Origin of the sequence: Empedobacter sp. UBA3475 (assembly GCF_002378465.1) — a bacterium.
Taxonomy (GTDB): Bacteria; Bacteroidota; Bacteroidia; order Flavobacteriales; family Weeksellaceae; genus Empedobacter; species Empedobacter falsenii_B.
The window spans coordinates 1-12,166 of sequence record NZ_DFRA01000062.1 but is presented as its reverse complement, the minus strand read 5'-3'; the positions used below and the strand labels follow the sequence as shown (position 1 = coordinate 12,166).

6 protein-coding genes are annotated in these 12,166 nt (G+C 28.9%); 2 read left to right on the top strand and 4 right to left on the bottom strand.

From position 1 onward, the window contains the following. Nucleotides 1-76 precede the first annotated feature (76 nt). Nucleotides 77-1,246, bottom strand: a complete 1,170-nt coding sequence (nhaA, locus tag B3I31_RS12775) for a Na+/H+ antiporter NhaA (RefSeq protein WP_038337095.1) — start codon at nt 1,244-1,246, stop codon at nt 77-79. Nucleotides 1,247-1,695: 449 nt separating this feature from the next. Here nhaA and B3I31_RS12770 point away from each other — a divergent pair, with 449 nt between their 5' ends. Together B3I31_RS12770 and B3I31_RS12765 are read left to right on the top strand one after the other, a co-directional pair. Next, nucleotides 1,696-3,171 (top strand): MauE/DoxX family redox-associated membrane protein, encoded by a 1,476-nt coding sequence (locus B3I31_RS12770; protein ID WP_291088127.1) that lies wholly within the window; start codon nt 1,696-1,698, stop codon nt 3,169-3,171. Between the two features lie 57 nt (nt 3,172-3,228). Next, nucleotides 3,229-3,507 (top strand): DUF6520 family protein, encoded by a 279-nt coding sequence (locus B3I31_RS12765; protein WP_221854075.1) that lies wholly within the window; start codon nt 3,229-3,231, stop codon nt 3,505-3,507. A 16-nt stretch (nt 3,508-3,523) separates the two neighbouring features. On the opposite strand, the gene B3I31_RS12760 is transcribed toward B3I31_RS12765, so the two are convergent. Genes B3I31_RS12760 through B3I31_RS12750 form a run of 3 tightly spaced genes read right to left on the bottom strand, consistent with a single transcriptional unit; the run spans nt 3,524 to nt 10,389 of the window. Next, nucleotides 3,524-6,013 carry an alpha/beta hydrolase family protein gene (locus B3I31_RS12760; RefSeq protein WP_291088124.1) on the bottom strand — a complete coding sequence of 830 codons (2,490 nt, stop codon included), beginning with the start codon at nt 6,011-6,013 and terminating at the stop codon, nt 3,524-3,526. Next, the gene (locus B3I31_RS12755; RefSeq protein ID WP_221854073.1) at nt 6,003-7,391 is read right to left on the bottom strand and encodes a RagB/SusD family nutrient uptake outer membrane protein; all 1,389 of its coding nucleotides are present in this window, start codon (nt 7,389-7,391) and stop codon (nt 6,003-6,005) included. The genes B3I31_RS12760 and B3I31_RS12755 overlap by 11 nt, the downstream gene beginning before the upstream one ends. Nucleotides 7,392-7,401: 10 nt before the next feature. Then, a complete protein-coding gene (locus tag B3I31_RS12750) occupies nt 7,402-10,389 on the bottom strand; it encodes a SusC/RagA family TonB-linked outer membrane protein (RefSeq protein WP_409516650.1) in 2,988 nt (995 codons plus the stop codon). Nucleotides 10,390-12,166: the final 1,777 nt, after the last annotated feature.

The window sequence follows — 12,166 nt, the reverse complement described above, 5'->3', positions numbered from 1 at the left end:
TATGCCTTTTTCCATTTATAACTACATTTTGTTATCTGATCAAATAATCGAGAATTAAAAATTCGAGTAAGTATTATTAATTTATTTTACTACTTTTTCTCAAAATCAAGTAGCCTAATACTCCAGCAATTAAAGATGTTAATAAAACGGCTAATTTAGCTTCATCAATTAATATTTCACTATTAAATGATAAATTAGATATAAATATAGACATCGTAAAACCGATACCAGCTAATAATCCTACACCTAAAATATGGTTTAAATTACTCCCTTCTGGTAACTGACCAATGCCAAATCTTGAGCAAATAATAGAACTTAATACAATACCTATTGGTTTACCAACTAATAAACCTAATAAAATACCTAATCCTAAAGGAGAGCTTAATCCTTCAAGCATCTCGTTATAAATAGTTATATTAGTATTAGCAAATGCAAAAATTGGAATAATAATAAAGTTTACAGGCTTTACTAAGGCATGTTCTAATCGTTCTAATGGCGATTCTTGATCAGTATTATTTGTTGGTAAAGTCATTGCTACTAATACACCTGCTATTGTAGCATGTATACCCGAATGATGTACAAAATACCATATAAATATTCCTGGAATCAAATATAAATAAGGATTCTCAACGTTTAATCTATTCATTAACACTAATACTCCTAGGCCTACACCCGCATACATTAAATACACTAAGTCTATACCTGATGAATAAAATAAAGCTATCACTAAAATAGCTATCAGATCATCCACTATAGCTAATGCAGCCAAAAAAATCTTTAAACTTATCGGAATCCTTTTGTCTAACAATGATATAACTGCTAATGCAAATGCAATATCTGTAGCCATAGGAATTCCCCATCCACCTGAAGTATCCAAACCTATATTAAAATATATATATATTAACGCAGGCACTATCGCACCACCCATTGCTGCTAAAATAGGAAGAATAGCTTTTTTAGGTGATGATAGTTCACCTTCTACAATTTCTCTTTTTATTTCTAGACCTACAAGTAAGAAAAAAATAGCCATTAATCCATCATTAATCCACATGCTTGTACTATACTTTAAATGAATCCAACTATTTTCGACTCCAAATTCATAAGATAATACACTTTTTAATGTGTCACTTAAAGATGAATTAGCTATAATTAAAGAAATCAGTACGCATAAAAAAAGGAGGAAACCTCCAAAATTACTCGACTTAATAAATTCTTTGAATATTTTTAAATTGATAGAACTAGCCATAATTTAACTTTTATTATTTTAGAGCAAGATAATAAAAAATATGCAACTTCATAAATTGGCTTTCATTGGGTAAAATATCGTCATCTCATACTAACATTTCTGGCAATAAAAAAGTTATATTCTAAAAACAACTAAACCTTAACATAATTTCTAAAGCAATTCATCAATAAATCCCCATTTTGAGTGGAATTCTAAAAGAATTTTGTATCGAGAAAAAGGTTTTCAAATAATCTGGTTAAAATAAGATCACCTTATATAGAACAATTCTAAAACTCATCAAAAATGAGATGTTTTTCAAAAAAATGAGTTCTATTTTTAAAAAATGAGTAGAATTAACAAAAATTGGTCTGTTTTTTCTAAAAATAGGTATTGACTTGCTCAATAACTTCTCTGAACTTTGTATAGCATTAACCGTTAACCCTTTACCGTTAACCGTAAAACACAAAAACATGAGAAAATTAATACCTATTATACAAACACTCATCTGCTACCTTTTTATTGTTTTATTTGTCTATGCAGCAGTCAGTAAGCTTATCGATTTTGAGAATTTTCAAATTCAATTGGCGCAATCACCATTACTAAGTGCATACGCAGGATTTATTTCTTACGCCGTAATTATTGTGGAAATTGTAATTGTATTATTACTTTGTATCAAGCAAACACAACAAATTGGGTTGTATGCTTCTTATGGTTTAATGCTTGCATTCACTGTTTATATTTATCTAATTATTAATTACAGTGATTTTGTCCCATGTTCTTGTGGTGGAATTCTAGAGAAACTGGGATGGACAGAACATTTGATATTCAATCTCGTTTTTGTTGGATTAGCTGTAATTGCTATTTACTTGTGTAAAACAGCAATTTATCAAAAAAGTAAACGAAAGCTATTTGTTAACTTCTTTGCTATTTCGATTGTTTCAATTGGAAGTGTTATTATGCTATTTCTTACATCTGAACACATCATCAAACAAGAAAATAATTTTACAAGACGATTTATACCGCATGCTATAAAAAATAGGACATCTATTAATCTAGGAGCTAATTCATATTATTATGCTGGTTACAATGATAATGTTATTTTTCTAGGAAATTATACATCGCCCAGTTTAGTTACTTTAGTTGATTTGAACCTTACAAAAATTACGACTAAAAAATATAAATTAGAATATCCTCATCAAGCTAAAAATATAAAAATTCAAATATTAAATAATTCTATTTTTTCTTTTGATGGTAGCTCATCATTAATCTATTCAGGAAAATTAACCGATTCTATTAGTAAGTGCATTAGCTATCCAAAAATGTATTATAATCAAATAATAGCTATTGACTCCTCTAATTTTATAATTAAATCATTGCATTCTAAAACTAAGAACCAAACATTAGGAATAATATCATTAAACAACATTCCATATTTAAAATTAAAACCCAATATTTTGAATAAACAAATTGATGGAACATTTGATTTAGATGGCTTACTATTGGTTGATCCTATAACTAATAAAATCTTGCATTTTTATCATTATAGAAATCAAATCATGGTAATGGATAAAAACTTAAATGTAATTCACCAATTAAAAACAATAGACACTATATCAAAAGCTAAAATTGAAACGAAAAAAATGAAGAATGGAATAAATAAATTAAGTAATCCACCTTTACTTGTAAATAAAAAAGGATTCTATTACAATGATTATTTTTATAATCTATCCAATTTAAGAGGTCTATATGAACCTTTAACGAAGTGGGAAAAAGGTGATATTATTGATGTGTACGATACCCAACAACAATTATATAAAGGAAGTTTCTTTGTACCTAAATATAAAGAGAATTCGATCACTTCTTTTTTCATCATTCAAAATTTTTTATATATCCATACAGAAAATGAATTAATTCGTTATCAAATGACGTCAAGTATAACTAATTAATTAGAAGGGGATGCTGAAAACCTTTGAAAAGAGTAAGCACCATAAAAAAATAATATTATGAACAAAAAAGCTAAAAAATTTATTGTACCTGCTGTCGTAACAATTATGGGGGTAGGTCTTGCTTTCGCAACAAATTCAGCACAAAAAGATGAGCTAGTAAATGAAACTGCTTACTTTTATGATGAAAATGCACCTGTAAAATGTATTCCAATGGATCAATGTCAAAGAACTGGAACAGTAACATGTTCTTGGATAGATGAAGATTTAAATGAACATGATTTATATGGAAGTGATGACAATGGAGTAAGTTGTCAAATTAATTTGTTTAAAAATTAAATCATAAGAAAGAGGCTTAGGCCTCTTTCTCTTTAAGAAATGTTGATATCCAATCAATATCTGTTTTCTCTTTTAAATAATAATCCAACCAATCTATTATGCGTTTAGTCAAATCAATTCTATTTTCTTTAAGCTTCATTGTATGTGCCTCATTTTTATAAAATAATGCAATGGCTTCTTTTTTATTTCTTAACAATCCAATAAAAAATTCTCTTGTTTGCTCCCACTGTATATTTACATCTTTCATCCCAGTCCAAAGCAAAACTGGTGTTTTCACGTTCTCTACATTTAGAATAGGTGAATTATTAAAATATAACTTTTTGTTTTCAGAAAACGGAACGTTCATTTGATATTGCCCATTCTCAAATTGCCAATAAAAAGGTCCTCTAAAAGTATAATTATAAGAAAAATATGATCTTACAAGATCACTATTACCTGCTCCACTAATAGCTACTGCAAAGCGATTTGATTGAGTTAAAATAAAGTTAGTTTCATATCCTCCATGAGAATGTCCAATAAGCGCTAATTTAGAACGATCAATATTTTTAACTTCTAACAAAACTTGATCTAAAGCCAAATTCACACAATTATTTGCTGATACTCCTGGCCCCAACTTATTGTCATAAACAATATCTGGTAAAAATACAAAATAACCTTTTTCTAAAAGTAAAGGGATATTGAACCCTATTTCGTTTTGATAAGTAGGATATAAAAATAGATTTGCTTTATCATATTGTACTTCATATATAGAAGTTACCATTGGATACGTTTTATTTTCATCAAAATTCTGAGGATAATAAAGAATACCTTTTAAACCTATTCCGTTTTTATCTTTATATTGTATTATCTTTTGTTTACCCCAACAATAATTTCTATTTTCTAAATTACTTTTAAATAAAATTTCAATTTTCCCTTTATTGACTAAACTTATCTGTGTGGGAATATTGAAGTTTTCTTCTGTTAGAAGAATTTTATTAAAGTCTTTATTAAAAATTATATTTCTTATCCGATTAGGAGTTTTTAAAACGTTCTTAAATTGAAAATCTTCATTTAAAACACCTATTGAAGTTTGATTATTGGTTTTATTATTAATTAATAGTAAAGTACTTAATTCAACAATATTAGGTTCAGATATTTTAGAGTAATTACCTAAATAATCTCTTAATCGAATCGTATTTAACACTTTATAATCTCTTTTTTCATTTTGTTTTCCAAAAGAAAATAACTTTTTGTTAAGGAGATCATATTTATAGAATAAAAAATCATCTTGAAAATATACATACTTTTCATCCTTTGACCAATAAAAATCACTTTTTACGTTATTGATATTTAACTCAATGACGCTATTATCATAGAAAGAATAAAGGTGTAGTATCTCATCTTTAAAATAAATCAAATACGTTCCAAAAGTTGAATAAAAAATTGAATTAAAAGGATCTTTTACTTTTGAAGCTAATAATATATCCTCGTTATTTCTCACAGCATATAAATCGGTTGGTGTATTTGAATGTGTGTAATCCTTATACTTTGAGTTATCTAACCGAATATAATAATTAGGATTATTTATGTAAATAATTTCTCCATTCTTGTTTTCTAAATTTACGAAATTACCTTTTTTAGAAAGATAAGTTTGAGAGATTACTTTACCTTTCGGATTTACTTTATCTCCCAATAAATCATCAGCTGTGCTCCATATATCTAAACTACTATCTGCTTGAGTTAAATTATTAACTTCTCTTAAATATCCATGTACAATGTAATCTTCGTCATCTGGTAAAAAATAAATAATTGTATGAATTAAATCTAGTTTTTTTTCAATAAGCTTGAAACGATTGGTAGAAATGAGAAGTTCTGAAAGATATTCATTTTGATTTTCATCATGACTTATAAAAAGTAATTTATCAAAATTTCCATTCCAAATTACATGTTTAACTTTATGCTTTTTAGAAAACAGATTCACAATTTTATTCTTCTCTACGTCTAAAATCTCAACAACTTCATTTCGATCAAAGAATATACTTTTCTGATTTGGACTAATAAAAAAATCAACAACTTGATTCAACTCGTTTACTTTTTCACCTTTAAAATTATGAATAAGAAGGGTATTATTTTGAAAATGATAAATTATTAAGGCTTTATCTTCTAATACCTCTATTGATTTCACATGATTTAGATACGTACTCTTATTCAACTTTAAATCTAGTATCTCCAATTGATTTTTTCCTAATAATAAAACACCATTTTTGCCATAAAATTTAATGGTTTTTATATCTTTTCTTACTATTTTATTCGAACTCTTTTCAGTATTAATTATAAATAAAGAGTCTATTTTATTTTGTTCATATAATTTCCTTACTGCAAACCACGATTTATCCTCATTACTATCTACAGATTTAATCCAATTCCATAGATTACTTTTTTGATCTTGAACAACCTGTGCATTAATTGGTAAAAAATAAAATAAGACGAATAAAAAAACTATATATTTTTCACATTTAATATCCATTGTTCTGGGGTTTTAAATTGCCATTCAACAATATTTCCTTTTCAGGATAAGGCAATAACAGATGATATTCTTTCCAATTAGGTTTTATAGTTGTCATTCGTTCTAATTGCTTATTCCTTTTCAAATCAAAAAAACGATGCCCTTGTTCTGTGAAAAATTCATATTGCATTTCATTTAGCATTTCCTTTATCAAGTCATCTTTATTTATATTACTTAGTTTTGCAAGTCCTGCTCTAGTTTTTATACTATTTAAAATATTTGTTGCTTCATCCACTTTATTTTGATAAACTAGAGATTCTATGTAAACAAAATATGCTTCCTCTATTCTAAAAACAATTGAAAATTCATCGGTATTTTGTCCATTTAGTTTTTTATATTTAATAGGTCTATACCATTTTTTTCCATTATTAATTATCGTTTTTATCCATTCCTTTTTTCTTAGATCTTGTTCATCCATTTGCTCTACCCATTTATTATTTAATGCAAAGCTTTGAGGAGGACCTTGTTCAAAATAAAAGTTAATTGCTTCTAAGGTTGCATTATTATTGGCATTAGGTTTTATTTGCCACATAACTCCTTTGGATGTATTTGTAAATACTTTATTAACATCTTTCTCTAATTGATATAATGGATTATTTACTATTTCTTTACTATATTCTTCCGCTTTCTGAAACTGATTAGTTTCTAAATATAATTTTGACAAAAGTAATTTTGCAGTCGTTTTATTTGGATATATCCTAAGATTGCTTCTATAGTTATCACTCAAAAACAACATTGCTTGTACAAAATCAGATTCTATAAGTTCTGAAACTTCTTTTTTATTTGTCTTTTTGAGTACACTGTTTAATTGATAATTAGTTTCTGTTGTATAGGGTATATCTCCAAATAGTTGAGTTAAATTGAAATAGATAATTCCTCGTAAAAAATAAGCTTCTCCTAAATAAATATGTTTATCTAATTCTTCTATAGATTTTGTTTTTTCTAACTGAATAATAAAATTATTAATTGCATACAATAATGTATAAGCATTATTCCAAATCTTACCTACATAGACATTTGTTGATAAAACATTATTTTGAGCTATGTCATATAAACCAGAGCTATGACCTAATGGATAATAACAATCTAGTTCATCTGTATATAAGCTCAACCCTATACCTAATCCATCTGTGCTACCAGAAAACATAGAAGTATTTCGAACAGCTGTATATATAGAAGCTAGCGCTGACTGAACCATTGTTGTATCTTCAAATACTTCATTCGTTCCTATTTGGTTATTAGGAGATTCTGTTTCTATCAAACTTTCACATGAACTAATTATAAGTAAAGTGACAATCAAAAAAAACTTTATATTGACTTGTTTATATATTTTTTTCATCTTTTTTAATTTAAAAAGTTAGTTGTACGCCAAAAGCATACGTTTTAAGAGGTGGTAAATAACCACTAACAAGCATCTCTGGATCTTGTCCAAAAAAGTTAGTTATTGTTAATAAATTTTGTCCTTGGAAAAAGAGTTTTGCATTTTGTACAATAGAATTCTTCAGAGGTATCTTATACGAAATATTCACATTTTTCAGTCTTATATATGAAGCATCACTAATTGCCTGATCACTTTGCGCCATTATACGATGTAGATTAACAACATTCGTATCTTTACCAGCAGTGTAATACGAAAACTTTGCGGACGTATTATTCATTTGCCAATGATCAAGATAATCGACAGGTAAATTATTCAGAGATCCAGGTTGAGCTATTGATTGATTATAATTGTAAGCTTGTTGTTTTACAAACTGAAATAAAAAATCTAAATTCCAATTTTTATGTTCTATCGTATTTCCTATTCCTCCTTGATAATATATTCCTACTTTTTTTAATGCTTTTGCATCTTCAGAAAGAGTTAAATTTCCATCTCCATTATAATCTCTAAAACGATAAAGACCAGTTTCTTTATCAATACCTAAAAATTCGTATACTTTCTTAATATCTATAGACTGCCCAATTACATACTGATTAGCATAAGTAGACCCTTCTAAATTAGGAAATTTCAAAAGTCTATTTTGAGGTATTGACAAATTAAAATAAGTATTCCATTTCCATTTTTTATGCTCTATATTTAATGTATTGAGCGTAAATTCCCACCCAACATTTTCTATAGTAGCCGCTAAATTAGCTTGAACAGAACTAAAACCCGTTGTAGCTGGTAGAGGAATACCTACTAATTGGTTACTTGAACGATTCTGATACCAACCTGCTGTCATATTTACCCGATTATTTAACAAGCCTAATTCTAGTGCTATTTCTAATTTTCTTGTCTTTTCCCAGCTAAAATCAGGATTAAATAATCTCGAAGGTTCTAAACCAGCTATTTCATCATAGAATAAATTCTTCACAGTATAGGTATCTAAATACTGATAATCTCCAATGTTATCATTTCCAGTTATACCATAACTCCCTCTCAATTTTCCGAAACTTAACCACGATTGATCACTCAAAAAATGCTCTTTCGAAAAAATCCAAGCAGCACCTATGGCGCCAAAATTAGCAAATCGATTATTTGGTCCAAATCGGCTTGAACCATCTCGTCGCCCTGTTAAATTAATAATATAACGATCATTTAATTGGTAATTAAACCTTCCAAAAACTGCTGCATATTTATATTCTAAATCACTATTTTGATTGATTTGCTTATTACTTGCAGTACTAATATTATAAATAAGCGCATTGGTTGTAAAACCTGTACCACTTATACCTAATGTCGTATTTTTATCATGCTGAAAAGTACCTCCTATTAAAAAATCTAATTTATGTTGCAGATACTTTTTGTGCCATGCCATTTGAGGTTCTACTATATATGAAATTCTATCTCCATTATTTTTTGCTGAATATGAACTAGCTGGATTAGCACTTGCAGTATTTGGATTATTCATAGTTGAAGGACGGATTAGCGTTTCCTCAAATCTTGTATCCGTTAAACCTGTATTCAATCGTACTTGTATATTTTTCAGTATTTCATATTCTATATTGGTACTTATTACTAAACTTGTAGTCGTATTCTTGTAACGAGCTTCTAAGGCAGCTAATGGATTTGTCCAAGTTCCATTCTGCCAATTTAATTTACCATCTTCATTATATAAAGCTGGTGCATTTGGTGCTAATCGTAAAGCTTGTTTAGTATAATCTGTAGCAATAAGATTATTTGATTGAGAAGAATAATTAAAAGTAGAATTAATTTTCAGACGATTATCTACGGATTGATGATGAATAGAAGAAGCGATTGTATTTCTTTTATACCCCATTTTACCAGGAAAAACAGTTCCTTCTTCATTGTGATTTGCACTTAAAGAAAAGTTTGTTCTTTCAGACCCTCCGCTAATACCTAATTGAGTCGTATTACTATAAGCAATTCCTCCAATTAATTCTTTTTGCCAATCTGTATACCTATTTCTATCCCAAGCTCCATTTACGTCATAAGCAGTTGATGAAAAAACAGTTGTTTTATCATTGTTGAATGCTGTTTCTCTCACATAATTAAATTGTGAGGTATTCATTAATTTAGCAAAACGATTAACTTTACTTAAAGAAGAGAATGTATTAAATGTAAATTTTACTTTTCCGCTCGCTCCACGTTTTGTGGTAATTAAAATTACGCCGTTTGCACCTCTAGAACCATAAATAGCAGTGGCGTCTGCATCTTTTAAAACCTCAATACTTAAAATATCATTCGGATTTATTGCATTCAAAGGACTTATACTATTTCCAGGTAAAATGTTTGCAGACATAGAATTATCACTCATACTACGTCTATTGTCGTAAGGAATTCCATCAATTATATACAATGGTAGACTTCCATCAATTCCGCTATTACCATAAGTTCTCAAACTATTTCGTCCCCTAATTTGGATATCAAACCCACCACCTGCAACACCTGAATTTTGTACGATACTAACACCAGCCATACGTCCTTGTATGGCAGAAAGCACATTATTCACAGGTTGATTCTCGATTTCCTTTGCGGTAACACGTGCAATAGATCCCGTTCGTTCTTTGTCTTTTACGGAGTAGTATCCTGCATTCACCACCACATCTTTTAGCTGAATACTCTCCTCTTCTTTTGTGAAACTTACATTGATCACGCTTCTATTCAATACTTCTTCTTCACGAATAGGGAAATCCAATTGCTCGAAAATTAGTTTAGTATCATCCTGTTGTAAGATCAACGAATACTGCCCTTTGTCATCAGTAAAAGTGGAATTATCGGTTCCCTCCTCTTTTACCATTACGCCCACTAGCGGTACTTGAAGTTCTTTTACCGTTCCAGTCACGGTTTTTCCTGTTTGTGCTAACAATGGTGCTGCACAAAACAATCCCAATAGCACACTTATTATATGCCTATTGAGTTTAAAGTAAAATATTTTCATAATTTTACATAAGTTTTTTAAAATTCAACATTTAGTTTTAAAAGCCTCTCCTTTTCCAGTACATCGCGCCAACTTTGTTTTTGGGAAAGGGGTTTTTTGTTTTTACGTTATAAGTTTTACGCTTAACGTTTTACGTATTTATTTTTATTCTTATTAATATTCAAATCCACTTTTAACAACAAATTTTAGAGTCGACATACGATTTGCAGACGAGTTTCAATCCATTGAAACAAGCGTAAAAAAGATTAGTGAGCGTATGCGAATCATTTAATCTTTTTAGTGCGTGAAATGGGAATTGAACGTCGAAAATCGCAGTCTTGATTTTTTGATTACTTTTTGATCAAGCAAAAAGTAATATACCGAAGCTTATCAAGCTTCTCCTCTTAATCTCAAATTTTTAATTTCAAATTCTTAATCTCAAATGTTTTTTCATCAAGGTTCCCCGAAGGGCATATGAATTCATTTGAAAACAGTAATAACTCATGAATAAACATGAACGTAAAGTAATTTCTATCACTTTTTTAAGAGTAAAAAAGTAATCAAAAAACTCTTGTCTTTGATTTTCGACGGTCAAAATTAGTTTCAGCCATTCAATATTTTAAATCATTTGCTGCGCAAACAGTAAAATATTTTAACCATTTACTTCAACTTTTTGACACTCGCCTCCAAATCATATGACATTTTCTACATCCTTTTCAATATTCAAATTCGTTATCATTTCGATTCTAAATCGTCGGATTTTTAACTCTTTTTTCAATACTCAAATCCATTTATAACAATGAATTTAGAAACCGTCGTTGCTGAAAAGTCGAGCGTCAATACGGCGTAAAGAGCGTTAAAAATGATTTACTGTTCGCATTTCACATGCGAATGATTTAAAGCATTTAGCGAATAGCCGTTATTGACCGACTTGTAAGCACAGACTTGATTTTTTTGGTTCGTTTTTTCATCAAGGAAAAAATGAACGTAATAAAATAAAGAACTACTAATCCTCTTCTTATTATCGCAAATTCCATTTAGAATTTCATCTCTATTATCACGCGCGTGCGCTCGTCCACTTTTATCCTATATTCCTGCTAAAAATATCCCCCTCCAACTGTTTTAAAAATTACATTAATAAATGAAATAAAAATTAACACTAATCACTTTATGAAGATCATTTACTTTCTTCTTATGGTGTCTTCGGGGGATAGAGTGTGAATCTGTTTACTCTTTCATAATTTTAAATCGTTTTTTAATTCAACATTAGTTTTAAAATCCACTCCTTTTCCTGTACATCGCGCCAACTTTGTTTTGGGGAAAGGGGTTTTTGTTTTTACGTTATGCGTTATGCAAAACTATTTTTTCAATACCTAATTCGTTTTCAAGAACGAATTTTAGAGACGACATACGATTTGCAGACGAGCTTCAATCCATTGAAACAAGCGTAAAAAAGATTAGTGAGCGTATGCGAATCATTTAATCTTTTTAGTGCGTAAAATGGTAATTGAACGTCGAAAATCGCGGTCTTGTAATGCTTTGCATTCATGAATACCTTAAAAATAATAATAAATCATATGAATAACTTTTTGGTTCGTTTTTGTGTCAAGACAAAAATGAATGTAAAATCCTTTTTATCACATGAGTATTAATCAAAGCTTATCATTTAGCTGTCATTCTGAGCCTGTCTCAGAATCGCATCCAATATATCATTTCGAGATATCGAGAAATCTTTTGTCACTTTTTTATTCATAGC